Below are 16,660 nucleotides of genomic sequence, written 5' to 3' on the forward strand. Positions count from 1 at the left end.
CGGGAACGCGTCAGCCACGGTCCGTCAGGCGACTGATTTTCCGAAGGAACCGCGCAGCGGCGTAATTTCCCGCGAAAAAGCCTCGGGTCACGGGGCGGCGGCGACTGAGCGCCCCGTGTCGTGCGTGTGCTACGACGTAGCATAGAAATGACGATATTTTTACGCACGAAACCACTTCATACTGCCATTGACTCTGAGATTTCCTCCTCACGGGACGATGCCTTGCACCGCCAACTGGCAGAACACGCACAGTTCATGTGCATATACCTCTTAAGGGGTATCACCAAATACATCGGCCACCGCGAGCATCGCCGTCGCGATGTCAATCAGCTTTTTATTCTGACTCATCGCCATGCGGCGCAGGGTTTTGTAGGCCTCTTCTTCGCTTAATCCACGGTGCTGCATCAGCAAACCCTTCGCACGATCGATCTGCTTTCTTTCATTCAACGTGGCTCGCAGCGCAGCCAATTCATGATCCTGTGCCTGTAAGCGCCGCGATTGTTGCTGCACCAGCGACAGCAGCGATCGCCCCAGCTGTGGACTGACGCCATCACTATTCAGCCAACCAGGAGGGACGTCCTGCCCTTCCACGTCGTGACCGGCGATAAATATCGAATAACCGGGCTCGTCATGTTCCTGCTGCGCCATCAGCGCGTCGAGATCCGCTCGCTGATCGCTGCATGCCTTCTCCGCAGCCGCAATACGGGTGCGGCAGCGCTGCATCAGCGTCTGCTCCAGTTCATCCTCCATCTGTTTCATTTCATCAATGCGCCGCGTGGCAATCGAAAACCAGTGCAGGCTATCGGCTTCCGGCAGCTTTTCTATCGGGCTGCGGGTGCAGACAATGCGGCGCAGGCGCTCAAACTCGCTGCCTACCGTGATAGCATGCCAGCGCTGCTGGTTTTCTTCATCGCTAAAACTCAGAAAGGTATCGAAACAGCGATCCTGCCGTTCAATCAAATCCAGCAGCTTTTGCCGCGTTTCCTCATCGACGCTGCCTGCCGCATAGGCCGCCGCGCCGATAGCTCGCTCCTGCCCCGCCAGTTCTTTCCCCTGCATAAAGCTGAACATGGCAATCAGCGCGCGTGAAATCCCCGGATCGGCCGCCGTATCCGAGACCTCAAAAACCAGCGCCAGCAGATTACGGATAATGTCGTTAAAAAACGTCATTGCCTGCGGTTGAGGCAACAAACGCTGGCGAATCTGCTGGCGCAGCGCGGGCAGCAGGCTCAACGCATAAACCACACTGGCAACACGGCTGAATAAACGGCTCGCCTGCGGCAACTCCGCCGTCATTTTTTCCAACCCGGCCAGATGCGTCATCAAATGCGTCTGCGCCACCTGCACGTCTTTCTCACGTAGCGCCAGTTCGTCGGCGAACAGTCGACCATCAGAACAAAGAAACAAGTTGGCCGTTCCCCGTTCACGTTGCAATAGATGGACGAGCTGGCTAATTTTGCCCACCAGCTCACCGCTTTGCAGCAGGTAGCGCAGGCTGTTCAGCTCACACTGGCGCGAGGCAAGTAAAAATCGAATCGTCGTTGAAGGCTCCGCCACCATTGTTGTCTCTCCTGAAAAAACCACGTTCAGGAATATGCAATTAACGCGCCAGTTAGCCAGGTGGCATCAATAAAAAAGCGACAATGAATGCCGATATCTTTTTTTAAAAATGCTCAAAGCGTATATGCTTTTTTCGATGTACCCATCATTTTTCAAATCGCCGGTACGTTAACGTTATTATGCAACCCATCAGGGATTCACTGGGTTGCATTTGTAGTTAAACAAAAAAATTAACAATTATAAGTAAGGACAACTTGTATGCAATGGCTAAGAAATATAACTATCCGCAAAGTTTTATTAACAACACTGTCACTATTTTTACTACTTTGGGGGAGCGTGTCGTGGATTGCACTTTCGTCTCTCAATCAGGTGAGCCAATTACTGGAAACCAGTCAGACTCAAAAAAAGAACGCGACAATAATGAGTCATGGCACCGACAATTATTTTCGTACTTCCATCCGGCTTTATCTGGCCGTTGACGCTCAGCAACATGGACAAAAAGACGCCTTCCAAAATTTATTAAAAATGGCGACCGATTCCGCCAACATCAGTGACTACGATCTGGAACAATTTAAAAACCAGCATCATGTGGGCGTCCCCGACGATCAGGTGTCAAGTATTATTCAGCACTGGGGCGGGATTACAAAAGAAATGCATAGAATGATCGCGCTGGTTAATGCCGGCGATTTCGACACATTTCGGCGCGATATGCAGGGGACGTTACCGCCGCTCAGTATCGCTTTTGGTAAAGCCTCGGAAAATTATGCCCACTCGCTTTCTGCTAGTGATGGCAGCAACAGCCAGCTCATTCATTCACTGATAGCCACCAGTCAATATACTATTGTTACCGCACTGGTACTCGGCATGCTGCTTCTTTTCGCCACCGACCGTTATCTGGTTTCTTGCTTATTAGCCCCCCTGGAAAATATTAAAAAACAATTCCAAATGCTGTCGTCAGGGCAATTACAACATACGATTTCCGACTTTGGTCGGAATAATATTGGTCAATTAATTCCTTATTTACGCGATATGCAGGAAAGTCTGATTCGCACCGTCAGCACAATTCGCGATAGCTCTGCTTCTATTTATCAGGGAGCGAGTGAAATCAGCGCAGGAAATAGCGATCTTTCTTCACGGACGGAACAGCAAGCTGCCGCATTAGAAGAAACGGCCGCCAGCATGGAGCAATTAGGTGCCACGGTAAAACTCAATACCGACAATGTGACGCAGGCCAATACGCTGGCGAAGGAAGCCTCTGTCATGGCAAATAAAGGTGGAAATATTGTGGGTGATGTCGTGACCACCATGCATGACATTACCACCAGCTCGCAAAAAATTGCCGACATAACCAGCGTCATTAACGGCATCGCTTTTCAGACCAATATTCTGGCGCTAAATGCCGCCGTTGAAGCCGCTCGCGCGGGCGAACAAGGTCGTGGCTTTGCCGTCGTTGCTGGCGAAGTTCGAAGTCTGGCACAGCGGAGTGCGCAGGCAGCGAAAGAGATCGAAGGGCTGATCTCAGAATCGGTAACCCGCATTAATACGGGGTCTGGGCAGGTGGCCTTAGCAGGTGACACGATGAATCACATCGTTCGCTCGGTAACCCGCGTAACTGACTTGATGGGCGAAATCGCCTCAGCGTCAGAAGAACAGAGTCGCGGAATCAATCAGGTCAGCGTGGCTGTGACAGAAATGGACGGCGTTACGCAGCAAAACGCCTCGCTGGTACAGGAATCGGCCGCCGCCGCCGCGTCATTGGAGGAGCAGGCGCGTCAGCTAACCGAAGCCGTGGCAGTATTTCAGCTACCCGAGCACCCTTCTCGCCTATCGCTCAATGCCAGGCCACGTTCTCATGCCAAAATACTCCCGACGCTAAAAGCACCGAGTCAGTCAAAAATGCATGAAAATAACTGGGAAACCTTTTAAGCCTCAGCGATAAAATAAATACGCGTGCGAACTACCCGTCAGAGAACAATTTATCGGGTGGCAGAGGAGGGATCTGTTGATTACTTCTCTGCCACCTTTTCTAGGTCGAGAATAAAAATTAATGCAAAAGGTAACTGTTATATTTAACGTTATTCTATCTGTACCAGAAACGCAATTGGCACGCTAGGAACCGCATAACAAAAACAGAATAAAAAATTAAAAAAACAAAAAAAATGGAACTAAATATCAATAAAAATAATTAAAATGAAACAAAAGCATATAATTTATACAAATTCGGTGTCTCCTCATTCGATAGAAACTGTACTATTTATCCTTCAGTTTTTGCACGCTATAATCCCCGCACATTTTATTCACTATTCATTCTTATCTCACTTCAATCAGTGACGTTAATTTCTGACGGATGCAAATATCGTCGGCGGTAATTTATTCGCATTTTATTCATCACTATTTATTCCGGCAAGCATCGGAATAACAGCATTTTCCTGCCTGAAGCTAGGAGCCTAACATGTTTGATGTCGTTGAGCTGTCGCGGCTGCAATTTGCCCTGACTGCCATGTATCACTTTCTTTTCGTCCCGCTGACGCTGGGGTTGTCTTTCCTGCTGGCCATTATGAACACGACTTATGTGTTGACCGGCAAGCAAATCTATAAGGATATGACCAAATTCTGGGGCAAGCTGTTCGCCATCAACTTTGCGCTGGGCGTGGCAACCGGTCTGACGCTGGAATTCCAGTTCGGCACCAACTGGTCTTACTATTCTCACTACGTGGGCGATATTTTTGGTGCGCCGCTGGCAATGGAAGGACTCATGGCGTTCTTCCTCGAATCTACACTCATCGGCCTGTTCTTTTTCGGCTGGGATCGTCTGACCAAAGTCCAGCATATGCTGGTGACCTGGTTCGTCGCGCTAGGCTCCAACTTTTCCGCCCTGTGGATTCTGGTCGCCAACGGCTGGATGCAAAACCCGATTGCCGCCGAATTCAATTACGAAACTATGCGCATGGAAATGCTGAGCTTCGCCGAACTGGTGCTGAACCCGGTCGCGCAGGTGAAGTTTGTGCACACCGTAGCCGCGGGCTACACCGCTGGCGCGATGTTTGTACTCGGGATCAGCTCTTACTACCTGTTGAGAGGCCGCGATATCGCCTTTGCCAAACGCTCGTTCGCGATTGCCGCCAGTTTCGGTCTGGCCTCGGTGCTATCCGTGATCGTACTAGGCGATGAATCCGGCTATGTGATGGGAGACGTACAAAAAACCAAGCTGGCCGCGATCGAAGCCGAATGGGAAACGCAGCCTGCACCTGCCTCTTTCACGCTGTTCGCCATCCCCAATCAGGAAACGATGCAGAATGATTACGCGATCCACGTTCCCTACCTGCTGGGGCTCATCGCCACCCGTTCGCTCGACAAACCCGTCGTCGGCATTAAAGACCTGATGACACAGCATGAGATACGCATTCGTAACGGCATGACGGCCTATGGCCTCCTGGAGGAACTGCGCTCAGGTAACACCGACCCCGCCGTTCGCGCACAATTTGAAGCCGCCAAGCGCGATCTTGGTTACGGCCTGCTGCTTAAGCGCTATACCGATGACGTCGCCAACGCCAGCGAAAACCAGATTCAGCAGGCAACCAAAGATTCGATTCCTCGCGTCGCGCCGCTGTATATCGCTTTTCGCCTGATGGTGGGCTGCGGCGTGCTGATGCTCGGCATTTTTGCTCTGTCGTTCTGGAGCGTCATACGCGGCCGCATGGGGCAGCGCAAATGGCTGCACCGCGTGGCGCTGTACGGCATCCCCCTGCCCTGGATCGCGATTGAATCCGGCTGGTTCGTCGCCGAGTACGGCCGCCAGCCGTGGGCAGTCGGTGAAGTTCTGCCTACCGCCATCGCTAATTCGTCTCTGGAAGCACACGACATCCTGCTGTCGATGGGGCTGATTTGCGGACTGTACACGCTGTTTCTGATCGCAGAAATGTATCTGATGTTCAAATTTGCCCGACTGGGGCCAAGCAGCCTGAAAACCGGCCGCTACCACTTTGAACAGCCGACGACACAATCCCTCGCGACACCTGCAAAACCTTAACGGGAGCCATAATAATGCTGGATTATGAAACATTACGTCTGATTTGGTGGGGATTGATTGGCCTGTTGTTCATCGGCTTCGCCATCACTGACGGCTTTGATATGGGCGTGGGCATTCTGCTGCGCCTGCTGGGCAAGACAGATACCGAACGGCGGGTGATGATTAACGTGATCGCCCCGCACTGGGACGGCAATCAGGTCTGGCTAATCACAGCGGCGGGCGCACTGTTCGCCGCCTGGCCGATGGTTTATGCTGCCGCGTTTTCCGGTTTCTATTTCGCCATGATTCTGGTGCTGGCCGCTCTGTTCTTCCGGCCGGTTGGCTTTGATTATCGCTCCAAACTGGAAGATCGCCGCTGGCGCAACATGTGGGACTGGGGCATTTTCATCGGCAGCGTCGTCCCTACGCTGGTGTTCGGCATCGCATTAGGCAACTTGTTACAGGGCGTACCGCTGAGCGTCGATAAGTATTTGCGCCTCACCTACCACGGCGGGTTCTTTGGCCTGTTGAACCCGTTCGGGCTGCTGGCAGGCGTCGTAAGTGTCGCGATGATCGTCGCACACGGCGCGATTTACCTGCAAATGCGCACCACAGATGCACTTCAGCGTCGCGCGCAAAAAACCGTCCTAATAGCCAGCACTCTGATGAGCCTCACCTTCTTACTGGCTGGCCTGTGGGTCGTTACCGGAATCGACGGCTACCTGATTACCTCCACGCTGGATAAAGCGGCTCCATCTAATCCACTGAATAAAGACGTGGTCCAGCAGGCCGGTGCCTGGTTAACCAACTTTACTGCGCATCCCGCGCTGTGGGCGATCCCCGCATTGGGTGTGGTTCTGCCGTGGTTCACCTGTCTCTTCTCGCGCGTGAACCGCTGCGGCTGGGGTTTTCTGACCTCGTCATTGACGATTGTCTGCGTGATTTTGACGGCAGGGATTACGCTGTTCCCGTTCGTGATGCCTTCCAGCTTCGATCCCAACGTCAGCCTGACCATCTGGGATGCGACGTCCAGCCAGCTTACGCTTCAGGTGATGACCATTCTGGCCTGCATTTTTGTCCCCACCATCCTGCTTTATACCAGTTGGTGTTACTACAAGATGTTCGGTCGGGTCGATGCGCGTTACATCGAAGAAAATAAGCACTCCGTTTACTAACGATTTGAGGAGAAATAAAATGTGGTATTTCGCCTGGATACTGGGCACGCTGCTGGCCTGCGCGTTCGCGCTGGTCACCGCGCTGGCCGTTGAGAACCATGAAGCGGGCAAAGACGCCCCTTGAGAGAACGAAGCGCCGCCATCGGGCGCTTCATCATTTCGTACTGAGACAGTCATCAGGGCAGACGAAACTCGCCAAGGGCGCTAGAATGCAGACGCTGCGCCCAATCGGATGCCCTCTTTTAACCTGAAATCAGACGACGACATGACAACACCCAGACAGGACAAAACGCCGTGGTGGAGTCAGGGGAAAACCCCGGACTACCGTTTTTCATTAGCGAATGAGCGCACCTTTCTAGCGTGGATTCGCACCGCGCTGGCGTTTCTTGCAGGTGCGGTGGGTATCGACCAATTTACCGTTCATCTCGATCCGCTGGTGCGTCAGGGGCTGGCTCTGCTGCTGGTCGTCTGCGCAGCATTGCTCGGCGGTCTGGCCTATCGTCGCTGGGTCAGCAATGAGAAAGCCATGCGTCAGGAAAGTGATATACCGTATACGCCAATGCTGCTGATCGTGACGCTGTTTATCACCCTCATTGCCATCGCGCTTGCCGCCATGATCCTGTTCGGGTAGCACATGGAGACAACACGCGATCCGGGGTTACAACCGCAGCGAACCGGCATGGCCTGGACACGCACCCTGTTTGTGATGTTGATAAATAGCCTGCTGTGTTTTCGTTTGAGCATGGTAGATGACAGCCGCGCCGTTTTTGCCTGCGCCATCCTGCTTTTGTGCGTCTCTGCTCTGATGTCGGTTCTGGCGATTCTGCGCTACCGCTTTAACGCCTCTTGCCAACCGGTGTTATCACGCGTCAGCCACGGGCTGATCGTCCTTACGTCATCGTCAATCGCGATAACTGCGCTGGTCTTGCTGCTGCACTTCAGCGGCGTGTGGCAAGGATAGGTTTTTTGCAAGAAAGGCGGTGAAGCCCGAACGTGCTTCACCGATTAGACTGGCTATTCGATCGAACTTTCCGGGAACAGGAAGGGATTGATGCTACTGCGAGAAAAACCTTCTTCCTCCATTTTCACATCCAGCACCAGCGATGCCAAATCGTCAGCGACGGCTTCTACACGGTGATCTTTTTCCTGATACAACAGTTTCAGATACGTGCCACAGTGACCACAGCTTTCCGCTTTGATAGCGGAATTTTCGCTATCCAGCGACCAATAGTTCAGCTCGCTCGACTCTTCACAGTTGCTGCATTTCACCCGCACCATGTGCCATTCGCTCTCGCACAGATTGCAGTGCAGATAACGCAGCCCGCTGGAGGTGCCTAACTGCACCACGCCCGATACCGGAATACTGCCGCACACGGGGCAGAACTGGCGATGTTCGCCGGGTACTGCACGCGCTTTACCGGGCAGTTGGCTTGCCATCTGCGCCCAAAACAGCGACAGCGCCGCCCAGATGAACGGGGCTTTATCATTGCTCTCGGCACGAAACTCGTGTTGCAACAGTGCCGTTGCCTGTTCTTCCAGCTCCTGCTCTGAGGCTTTTTCCAGATTCTCCAGCGTGGATAACACCTGTCCGCTGGCATCCGGTTTTAATTCTTCGATCAACGCACGCAGCAGCGTGTGCCAGTGCGCATCACGCGGGAACACCGCGATATCGAGCGGTGGACGTTCACCGGACTGTTTCAGCACATCACTCAGGTCAAGCTTCAACGGATGATCGTGCAATACCTTCTGCTGGGCTTCCACCACGCCTGCGGCGAAGGTGAGATAATCCCCCAACGGGTGCTCTTCAGCTAACTGACGCAGACGCTCTGCGCGGCTGCTGTACAGGCTTTTCAGATTAGCAAAAAGCAGCGGAGGGATGTTCCCTTCCGGCATCGATTTTTCGTTCTGTTCTAACTGTTCCTGAGGAACAATGCGAATACTCATCAGGGTGGTTTTTCCTGTTATTTACGTTGTCTATCCGATAGGTTTCGGGGTGCAGGAAGGCCGCCAGCGCGGTCCGGGTATAATAGCTAATGCCAATCGCTTAAAGATCGAGATACACGGGGCGACTACAGGGGTGAGGCCTCCCTGCGGGAACCTCCCCCGGTGTTTCCCCTAAAAACGAGCTTAAATGAGCAGCATTCGGGTATCGCTCAGCTTTAGCCGGGATTATACGCATCGTGCCTATCGACTTCCTGATTTCCGGCAAGGTTATGGCTGTTTTTCGCCATCAATGCCGCCACCTTCCGCCATGACGGGAACAGTAGCAGAAAAACGGCAAACATCTCCACACCTCTAAAGGGGTGATCGAGTCAGGCGCTCGCCTATCTGCGTCCGAATCAGCGATGCTAAGACGATCACGCTTTGTTCACAGCGATCGTCCCATTCGTAGGACGCGTTAAAGCGGAAATAGCGATCGTATTTGTCACCGGTCGTGAACATTTTCCCCGGCGCAATGCTGACGCCCCGCTCCAGCGCACGACGGTATAGCTCCGTGCTGCTGACACCTTCAGGCAACTCCAGCCAGAGAAAATAACCGCCTTGCGAATGATTAATGCGGACGTCGCCCGGAAAGTGTCGGCGTAGCGACTGTAATGCCGCATGTTTGCGCTGCTCCAGCGCTCGCCGTAGGCGACGCAGGTGGCTGTCATAGCTGCTGGTCGCCAGATAATCCGCAATCGCCAGCTGCATCGGTGCGCTGGTTGATAATGTACTCATCAGTTGTAAACGCTGAATGCTGCCCGCATGGCTTCCTGCCGCTACCCAGCCAATACGGAACCCTGCCACCAGATTTTTAGAAAACGAGGAGCAGTGCAGAATCGTGCCTTTTTTATCTAACGCTTTTGCGGGTAGCGGACGTTGCAGGCCGGTGTAAAGCTCACTGTAGACGTCATCTTCTACCAGCCCGACACCGTGTTTCTCCAGCATCGCCACCAGCCGCTGTTTCTTCTCCCAGGACAGCGTGCAGCCAAGCGGGTTATGAAAATTGGTCATCAACCAACAGGCTTTGATCGGATAATCATTCAGCGCCTGCTGCAACGCATCAAGATCGATGCCCTGCTGCGGATCGGTCGCTATCGCAATCGCTTTGAGTTTAAGGCGTTCGATCGCCTGTAGCGCACCGTAAAAAGCCGGAGATTCGATCACCACGTAATCGCCCGGCTCCGTCAGTACCTGAAGACTGAGATTGAGGGACTCCATCGCCCCCGCCGTAATCACAATCTCATCGGGCGAGACGGCAATGCCCTGCAACGCATAGCGCTGGGCGATGTTCTTCCTCAGGCTCTCATTGCCCGGCGGCAAATTATCCAGCGCGCTCTGTGGCTGCATATGACGCGCCACCGAGGCCAGCGAGCGCGTCAGTTGACGTTGTGGAAAGAGCTGCGGATCGGGAAACGCCGATCCGAACGGCATCACCGCAGGATCTTTGCTGGCCTGAAGCACATCAAAAATGAACGCATTCACGTCCACGTCTTCGGTCAACTGAACGCGCTCCTGCCCCACGGGCGAATGCAGGCTGTCTGCCGGTAGTGCGGACAGCTGCGGTGCCGCGTAATACCCCGACTGCGGACGCGACACAATCAGCCCCTGACTTTCCAGCAGCTGATACGCGTGCAGCACGGTCATCAGGCTCATGCCCGAGTGCAGTGATTTTTCCCGCAGCGAGGGCAGTTTATCGCCCGGCTGCCAGATCCCTTCCTGAAGCTGCTCACGGATCTGGTGAGCGAGCTGTTCAAACTTTGCCATAGCGCTACGGTTTCGGTGGATGAGTCTGTCATGATTTTTGGCTCGATCATCACCGATGAGTGACGATCGAGAAGGACGCTTTATCGACAATAATGCGTTGTTCGAGGGCTATTTCGCCGCGTAGCGTTGTACAAAATCCAGCAGGATCTTGCGCGCCCAGACGGGTTCCTGTGGAATATCCATCATCCGATCGACATCCCAGCCACCCTGTCGCAGGGTCGTTTCATTATGACGCAGGCACGTCAGCATGATGTCCGCGCTGAATTCCGGGTGGAATTGTACGGTCAATACTTTATCGCTGTAGCGGATAATCTGGCAGCCATCCATCTCTGAACTCGCCAGCACCTGCGCGCCCGCAGGCGGTTCCAGCACGGATTGCTGATGCGTCAGATAAGCGCCAAACTGCTGCGGATAATCACGCAGTAAGATGTCGTGCGCAGCGGCTTCATGGGTTGTCACAACCTGAACGCCGACTTCCTTGCCGTTCGGGTTATCCCCGACTTTGCCGCCCAGCGCATCGGCCAGCAGTTGATGCCCATAGCACACGCCCAGCAGAGGGACATCCGCGTAATACGCTTCACGCAGCCAGCCAGCGGTGTATTCGCTCCAGTCTAGTCGATCCGTGACCATCGACCACGAGCCGGAAATAACCACAGCCGCCAGCGTATCAAACGGCGGTAGCGGCTCCCCAAGATCGGGACGAACCACCCGCACCGGCTGCGTCTTACCCTGCACCGCATCGGTAAACCACTTTCCCTGCTGCCCCACCTGAGACGCGATGCCTTCCGGCGGTTGGCCCAACTGAATCACCAGCAATACCTTTTCGCTCATCGTCCTGTTCTGCCCGTATTTGAAAATACCATCAACCTGAAAAACCACAAGAATGCGGTGCTCGCTGCTTATAACGAACGTAGCATTATGACTACATGAAAACCAGTATTCCGACGAAAACCAGCCACCATGAAAATCTGCGCATAGGAAAAGCCATGCGCATTATTTGGTCATCGATAAATGGGGCGGTTTGAGGGCAGAAAGAGCCTGCTAACGGGAAGGCTGTTGGTGGTAGGCCAGCGAGAAGACGTCGTAAAAATCAACGTCACCTTTGGTGCGTCGAATTTTCTCTATCCCCGCTTTCACGGCTGACGGCACCTGCTCGTTGTGTAACAGCTTATCCTGCGTGTCCTGCGACACGTGGCGGACAGTAAACCACTCGCCGTTATAGCAAACGCGGAGATCCAGGGTATCAATGTCTTCAAAGCGATAGGTCGGGTTGATATCCACTGAGAGGGCCAGCGTCATCACCAGCAGGAAAACGGTAAAGCCGATCAGGTAGGGCAAACCAAAATAAGGGGCATAAAAAAGGATGATCGCAACCGGCACGTAGCTCACCAGCATCGCGGCAAACAGATAGGGGTGAGACTGCATGAATTTGCGGCTAAAACGTATTTTATTGTCGCGTTTTTCTTCCCGATTAATACGTTCGATCTCTTCGGTCAGAAGGCGTTTTACTTCATCCATCGTCATCACCATCGTGCTTGAGGAATACAACACTGCTTGCATCGATTAGAACATAGCCACATGAGAGATAACAGATACAGTTTTCGACAGATTGACTATAACAGTTTGACTGATGCCGGGATGAATTCTCCCGGCAACATTGACGACAAAATAGCGAAGGTTACGGAATGGCGGGCATCGTGAGATCGGGATCGATCAGATTGTAGATGTGATTGCCAAACACGGGTTGCTGCAACAGCTGATCAACCGCCAGCGCGACATCCCAGCGTGACACCAATCCCAGCGTAGCAGTACCCTGCGTCATTTTTGCATTGTGCGTCGCGACCACGTCCAGCAGGCCGCCGGGACGAACGATACAGTGATCCAACGTACTGCTTTGCAACCAGCTTTCCGCCAGCGATTTCTCACGTACCGCGAAGCCAAACGCGGCTCTGGCGCGTGGCGACAACAGCGGCCAGCTATCGCCGCAGCCCAGTGACGTCACCAGCAGCATACGCTTGATGCCTGCCTGCTCTGCGCCATCGATCACCGTGCGATGGCCCTGATAATTTACCGTGCCACCGCCCATTGTTGATACCACAATGGCAGAAGGCCCCGCCACGCGGCAGGCTTCCGCTACCGTTTCCGGGTCGCAGGCATCGCCTTCCACTACCGTCATTCCCTGCTCACGCCAGTGTTTGGCCTGTTCAGGATTACGCAAGACGAGTACGACCGCCTGCTCGCACTCAATGGCGCGCTGTAATAAGCAGGCGCCGACCCCATTGCCTGCGCCGAAAAGTAACCACGTCATACCTGCTCCGGTTGTAATTCACTCGCCAGCGCGCGGAACGCCTCAACCTGAGCGCTCAGCAGCTGACGGTGGCTGTCTCGTCCAAGGAAAATTTTAAACATCGCTGCACCGCTGGCATTAAAGAACACCACGGACGCGGTGTCCATCCCCATGAACTTACGCTCAATAAATGCAATGTGCTGACAGCTCGTTGCACGGATATGCCCGCTCAGGCCATTTTTGCCGCGCAGGTTAAAGTAACCGTGACGGTGCGTACCGGTTGGCAGCTCGCTCTTGAATTCCAGAATCGCGTCTGCCGTGTGGCTGATGAGCGTCACTTCACCCCAGGTCGCAATCGTGTCCCAGACCTGATCGAAACGATCGCCCGTTGCCAGCGTACGCTGAGCCGCAGGCAAGGCCTCAACGACAGCAAACAGCGAGGTATTATACTTTCCGGCAATCTCTTCCAGTGTGCCATCAGGGTTGGTTGCCAGTAATTCATTCAGTGTCATGGTCATCGTTGCGTCTCCGGTTAGTGCGCATGCTCTTCGGCATTAAGCTGGGGGATAATTTGTTGTAATGCCTGCATCAGGTTATTCGCCCAGAAGCGGCCATCATTGGTCAGGCGCAGGCAGGTGGAATCGTCGCAGGTCAGCCCGGCCTGATGCCACTGGCTGAGTAACGGCTGAAGTTCACGGGCATGTCGAGTCAGTTGAGGCAGCTTGATACGACCGACCTCAATCCCCGCCTGAAGCTGATGCTGCCACGGCCCGGTAGGACTGGCTGGTGTCATCATCATGATCGGTTTTTGCCCCTGATCGATCTGCTGGTAGTAGCGCTCCAGGCTGCGTTCCATCATGTAGGCTTGCCCGTTTATATTGCCGCCCGCACCGCTTCCCATTGCCAGACAGTCCGCGCCCTGTTTAATCAGCAGATTGTACAAGTTGCGTTCACGCGTAGTGCGCGCCCAGTGACTGTTGCTAAGCTGGTGCCAGCCAGCATCGGCCAGAAATGCCGCGCCAGTCCGGTAAAAATCACGACGGGCCACCACATCAGGCAGCGCGACACGCTGGTTTTCGGCCGCTTTCGCCAGCGGCGTGGTCGGTAACAGATTAAGCGCATACAGATCGACGCCGTCTAACGGTAAATCACTGACAATCGCCAGATCTTCGCGCCAGATTTCCGGCGTTTGTTCCGGCAGGCCGAACATCAGATCGCACACTACGGCGGCTCGGTCTCGCTCACACAGACGCTCAAGGAAGCGAATTGACTGCTGCTTATCCGACGTACGCGCCATACGCTGACGAATACGGGTATCGAACGTCTGAATCCCGATAGAGAAGCGATTCGCTCCGGCATCCAGACAGGCATCGATCCGCTCATCGTCAAAATCCATCGCCCGCCCTTCTACTGTGATTTCACAGTCCGGTACCAGCGGCAGAGAAGTACGGATCGCGTGAATAATCTGCGACAGCTCATCGGCCGCCAGCGCCGTTGGCGTCCCCCCACCAAAGTACACCGCATGAATCGGCGCAGACTGATGCAGCGGGCTGTCCGCTTCCATCGCCAATTCCTGCAACAGATAACGGGTATAGGTCGCCGTGCTGTCATCACGCAGCTTGTTTTGATAAAAACCGCAGAACGTGCAGTGCGTGGCGCAAAAAGGAATGTGCAGGTAGAGCAGGCGTTTACGCGCAAGCACTGTCTGCTGCTTCAACGTCTGCCAACCGGCAGGAATCTGTTCTGGTGAAAGTGGCACAGGGTTGCGCCAAGGCATTGCCATACGTCGGGCGCCAAAAGGCTGCTCACCGGGCTCGGCATAATACGGCGTCAAATCGATGTTCATTAACGGCCCCCAAATAATCAATAAAATAAATTAAATGATAATTATTTTTATTTGGCAACGTGACGGCGGCGTAAATAAACAGGCGAAATGTGAGTGCGGCAGGATGACGCAGTGGATTAACAAATCGTTTTCTTTTATGCAAACTAAAAATATAACAAGAGAAAGCTATTATCTTTTTATTTCATTCAGTTATGGTGATTATTACTTTTGTTTTTTAACAAGTCAGAAAAGAACGCTGCGTTTATTAAAGTTCGTTAATTTGGGTGATAAATAGGCAAGATAAGTGCGTATGTAGCCTGATAACATCGACGAATAGAGATAAAAAAGAGGGCGAGGAGAAAAAAGAGAAGAGAGAGAAAAAACTGAAAATAGCCCTCCCAGCCTAATCTATCATTAGGCGAGGAGGACAACTTATCGCTTACTGAATACCCTGACTACGCAGGTAATCTTCATAGTTGCCGGTGAAATCGATCACTTTATTTGGCGTAATTTCCAGAATACGGGTCGCCAACGAGCTGACAAATTCACGGTCATGAGAGACGAACAGCAGCGTCCCTTCATACATTTCCAGCGCCATATTCAGCGATTCAATGGATTCCATATCAAGGTGGTTGGTAGGTTCATCCATCACCAGAATATTCGGACGCTGCATCATCAGCTTACCGAACAGCATGCGGCCTTTTTCGCCACCGGATAACACCTTCACTTTCTTCTTGATATCATCCTGGCTGAACAGTAAACGGCCGAGGATGCTGCGCACGGCTTGCTCGTCGTCTTTTTCCTGTTTCCATTGGCTCATCCAGTCAAAAACGGTCAGCGTTTCATCGAATTCGTATTCGTGATCCTGCGCGTAGTAGCCAATTTTTGAGTTTTCAGACCATTTCACCGTACCGCTATCCGGCTCCAAATCACCGACCAGCGTTTTCAGCAATGTCGATTTACCGATACCGTTGGCACCCAGAATAGCGACTTTCTCACCCACTTCAACCATCAGACCCAGCTTGCTAAACAGTGGGCCATTATCAAAACCTTTGCTCAGCACTTCGACTTCCAGCGCATTACGGAACAGTTTCTTATCCTGATCAAAACGGATAAACGGGTTTTGACGGCTGGACGCTTTCACTTCATCCAACTGGATTTTATCGATCTGGCGTGCGCGCGATGTCGCCTGCTTGGATTTAGAGGCGTTGGCACTAAAGCGGCTGACGAACGATTGCAGTTCGGAAATTTGCGCTTTCTTCTTGGCGTTATCGGCCAGCAAACGCTCGCGAGCCTGTGTCGCGGCCGTCATGTATTCGTCGTAGTTACCGGGATAAATACGCAGTTCGCCGTAGTCCAGATCCGCCATGTGCGTACAGACCATATTCAGGAAGTGGCGGTCATGCGAAATGATGATCATGGTGCTGTTACGCTCGTTCAGCACCTGCTCCAACCAACGGATCGTATCGATATCCAGGTTGTTGGTCGGTTCGTCGAGCAGCAGGATATCGGGATCGGCAAACAGCGCCTGCGCCAACAGGACACGCAGTTTCCAGCCGGGAGCAATCTCACTCATCAAGCCATAGTGCTGCTCAACAGGAATCCCCACGCCCAGCAACAGTTCGCCTGCACGAGATTCTGCGCTGTAGCCATCCATCTCACCATACTGCACTTCCAGATCGGCAACTTTATAGCCGTCGGCTTCGCTCATTTCAGCCAATGAATAGATACGGTCGCGCTCTTCTTTTACCGCCCACAGCTCACCGTGCCCCATGATAACGGTATCCAGCACGCTGTATTTTTCAAAAGCGAACTGATCCTGACGCAGTTTACCCAGGCGTTCATTAGGATCGAGGAAGACGTTACCGCCGCTCGGCACCAGATCGCCGCCGAGAATCTTCATAAAGGTAGATTTACCGCAGCCATTTGCGCCAATCAAACCGTAACGGTTGCCGCCGCCAAATTTAACGGAAATGTTTTCAAACAACGGCTTGCTGCCGAACTGCATGGTGATGTTGTTACTTAATAGCAAAGGATATACTCTTATCAAAACGTGA

General features: G+C 53.2%; 16 protein-coding genes. 6 read left to right on the top strand and 10 right to left on the bottom strand.

Going from position 1 to position 16,660, the window contains the following annotated elements; all coding sequences use genetic code 11:
- Positions 1 to 270 precede the first annotated feature (270 nt).
- Complete coding sequence (locus H0248_RS08110) at positions 271 to 1,560, bottom strand: nitrate regulatory protein (RefSeq protein WP_180785484.1); 1,290 nt, start codon at positions 1,558 to 1,560, stop codon at positions 271 to 273.
- A gap of 258 nt (positions 1,561 to 1,818) precedes the next feature.
- On the opposite strand from H0248_RS08110, the gene H0248_RS08115 reads away from it, so the two are divergent.
- The 6 genes from H0248_RS08115 to H0248_RS08140 all read left to right on the top strand — a co-directional run bounded on the left by H0248_RS08115 (position 1,819) and on the right by H0248_RS08140 (position 7,705).
- Entirely contained in the window at positions 1,819 to 3,486 is a 1,668-nt protein-coding gene (locus H0248_RS08115; protein WP_180785486.1) for a methyl-accepting chemotaxis protein, read from the top strand.
- A gap of 526 nt (positions 3,487 to 4,012) precedes the next feature.
- On the top strand, positions 4,013 to 5,590 hold the full coding sequence (gene cydA, locus H0248_RS08120) for a cytochrome ubiquinol oxidase subunit I (protein WP_103941031.1): 1,578 nt from the start codon (positions 4,013 to 4,015) through the stop codon (positions 5,588 to 5,590).
- A gap of 14 nt (positions 5,591 to 5,604) precedes the next feature.
- A complete protein-coding gene (cydB, locus tag H0248_RS08125) occupies positions 5,605 to 6,744 on the top strand; it encodes a cytochrome d ubiquinol oxidase subunit II (protein WP_127031350.1) in 1,140 nt (379 codons plus the stop codon).
- A gap of 19 nt (positions 6,745 to 6,763) precedes the next feature.
- Positions 6,764 to 6,868 carry a cytochrome bd-I oxidase subunit CydX gene (gene cydX, locus H0248_RS08130; protein ID WP_010295317.1) on the top strand — a complete coding sequence of 35 codons (105 nt, stop codon included), beginning with the start codon at positions 6,764 to 6,766 and terminating at the stop codon, positions 6,866 to 6,868.
- 141 nt (positions 6,869 to 7,009) lie between these two features.
- On the top strand, positions 7,010 to 7,375 hold the full coding sequence (locus tag H0248_RS08135; RefSeq protein WP_029367411.1) for a YidH family protein: 366 nt from the start codon (positions 7,010 to 7,012) through the stop codon (positions 7,373 to 7,375).
- A gap of 3 nt (positions 7,376 to 7,378) precedes the next feature.
- Positions 7,379 to 7,705 (top strand): DUF202 domain-containing protein, encoded by a 327-nt coding sequence (locus tag H0248_RS08140; protein WP_029367413.1) that lies wholly within the window; start codon positions 7,379 to 7,381, stop codon positions 7,703 to 7,705.
- Between the two features lie 53 nt (positions 7,706 to 7,758).
- Here the strand turns inward: H0248_RS08140 and fdhE are convergent, their stop codons facing one another.
- The 9 genes from fdhE to H0248_RS08180 all read right to left on the bottom strand — a co-directional run bounded on the left by fdhE (position 7,759) and on the right by H0248_RS08180 (position 16,635).
- A complete protein-coding gene (gene fdhE, locus H0248_RS08145; protein ID WP_095995016.1) occupies positions 7,759 to 8,688 on the bottom strand; it encodes a formate dehydrogenase accessory protein FdhE in 930 nt (309 codons plus the stop codon).
- Between the two features lie 215 nt (positions 8,689 to 8,903).
- On the bottom strand, positions 8,904 to 9,029 hold the full coding sequence (locus tag H0248_RS22110; protein WP_257980770.1) for a hypothetical protein: 126 nt from the start codon (positions 9,027 to 9,029) through the stop codon (positions 8,904 to 8,906).
- 10 nt (positions 9,030 to 9,039) lie between these two features.
- Positions 9,040 to 10,491: an aminotransferase-like domain-containing protein gene (locus tag H0248_RS08150; protein ID WP_180785489.1), complete on the bottom strand. Its 1,452-nt coding sequence runs from the start codon at positions 10,489 to 10,491 to the stop codon at positions 9,040 to 9,042.
- Positions 10,492 to 10,599: 108 nt separating this feature from the next.
- Complete coding sequence (locus H0248_RS08155; protein ID WP_116586675.1) at positions 10,600 to 11,322, bottom strand: glutamine amidotransferase; 723 nt, start codon at positions 11,320 to 11,322, stop codon at positions 10,600 to 10,602.
- Between the two features lie 210 nt (positions 11,323 to 11,532).
- A complete protein-coding gene (locus H0248_RS08160) occupies positions 11,533 to 12,009 on the bottom strand; it encodes a YlaC family protein (RefSeq protein ID WP_010295331.1) in 477 nt (158 codons plus the stop codon).
- A gap of 160 nt (positions 12,010 to 12,169) precedes the next feature.
- On the bottom strand, positions 12,170 to 12,799 hold the full coding sequence (locus tag H0248_RS08165) for an NAD(P)H-binding protein (protein ID WP_107333148.1): 630 nt from the start codon (positions 12,797 to 12,799) through the stop codon (positions 12,170 to 12,172).
- Positions 12,796 to 13,296 carry a heme utilization cystosolic carrier protein HutX gene (gene hutX / locus H0248_RS08170; RefSeq protein ID WP_010295337.1) on the bottom strand — a complete coding sequence of 167 codons (501 nt, stop codon included), beginning with the start codon at positions 13,294 to 13,296 and terminating at the stop codon, positions 12,796 to 12,798. The genes H0248_RS08165 and hutX overlap by 4 nt, the downstream gene beginning before the upstream one ends.
- Before the next feature lie 14 nt (positions 13,297 to 13,310).
- Positions 13,311 to 14,624, bottom strand: coding sequence for a heme anaerobic degradation radical SAM methyltransferase ChuW/HutW (gene hutW / locus H0248_RS08175; RefSeq protein WP_180785491.1), 1,314 nt, complete (start codon positions 14,622 to 14,624; stop codon positions 13,311 to 13,313).
- A 418-nt stretch (positions 14,625 to 15,042) separates the two neighbouring features.
- A complete protein-coding gene (locus tag H0248_RS08180) occupies positions 15,043 to 16,635 on the bottom strand; it encodes an ABC-F family ATPase (protein ID WP_180785494.1) in 1,593 nt (530 codons plus the stop codon).
- Positions 16,636 to 16,660 lie beyond the last annotated feature (25 nt).

The sequence above is a fragment of the Pectobacterium brasiliense genome, from assembly GCF_013449685.1.
Taxonomy (GTDB): domain Bacteria; phylum Pseudomonadota; class Gammaproteobacteria; order Enterobacterales; family Enterobacteriaceae; genus Pectobacterium; species Pectobacterium brasiliense_A.

What these genes read in the sequence shown, in the direction of transcription:
- H0248_RS08110 (WP_180785484.1), bottom strand. Translation starts at nt 1,560, where the DNA reads ATGGTGGCGGAGCCTTCAACGACGATTCGATTTTTACTTGCCTCGCGC.
- H0248_RS08115 (WP_180785486.1), top strand. Translation starts at nt 1,819, where the DNA reads ATGCAATGGCTAAGAAATATAACTATCCGCAAAGTTTTATTAACAACA.
- cydA (WP_103941031.1), top strand. Translation starts at nt 4,013, where the DNA reads ATGTTTGATGTCGTTGAGCTGTCGCGGCTGCAATTTGCCCTGACTGCC.
- cydB (WP_127031350.1), top strand. Translation starts at nt 5,605, where the DNA reads ATGCTGGATTATGAAACATTACGTCTGATTTGGTGGGGATTGATTGGC.
- cydX (WP_010295317.1), top strand. Translation starts at nt 6,764, where the DNA reads ATGTGGTATTTCGCCTGGATACTGGGCACGCTGCTGGCCTGCGCGTTC.
- H0248_RS08135 (WP_029367411.1), top strand. Translation starts at nt 7,010, where the DNA reads ATGACAACACCCAGACAGGACAAAACGCCGTGGTGGAGTCAGGGGAAA.
- H0248_RS08140 (WP_029367413.1), top strand. Translation starts at nt 7,379, where the DNA reads ATGGAGACAACACGCGATCCGGGGTTACAACCGCAGCGAACCGGCATG.
- fdhE (WP_095995016.1), bottom strand. Translation starts at nt 8,688, where the DNA reads ATGAGTATTCGCATTGTTCCTCAGGAACAGTTAGAACAGAACGAAAAA.
- H0248_RS22110 (WP_257980770.1), bottom strand. Translation starts at nt 9,029, where the DNA reads ATGTTTGCCGTTTTTCTGCTACTGTTCCCGTCATGGCGGAAGGTGGCG.
- H0248_RS08150 (WP_180785489.1), bottom strand. Translation starts at nt 10,491, where the DNA reads ATGGCAAAGTTTGAACAGCTCGCTCACCAGATCCGTGAGCAGCTTCAG.
- H0248_RS08155 (WP_116586675.1), bottom strand. Translation starts at nt 11,322, where the DNA reads ATGAGCGAAAAGGTATTGCTGGTGATTCAGTTGGGCCAACCGCCGGAA.
- H0248_RS08160 (WP_010295331.1), bottom strand. Translation starts at nt 12,009, where the DNA reads ATGGATGAAGTAAAACGCCTTCTGACCGAAGAGATCGAACGTATTAAT.
- H0248_RS08165 (WP_107333148.1), bottom strand. Translation starts at nt 12,799, where the DNA reads ATGACGTGGTTACTTTTCGGCGCAGGCAATGGGGTCGGCGCCTGCTTA.
- hutX (WP_010295337.1), bottom strand. Translation starts at nt 13,296, where the DNA reads ATGACCATGACACTGAATGAATTACTGGCAACCAACCCTGATGGCACA.
- hutW (WP_180785491.1), bottom strand. Translation starts at nt 14,624, where the DNA reads ATGAACATCGATTTGACGCCGTATTATGCCGAGCCCGGTGAGCAGCCT.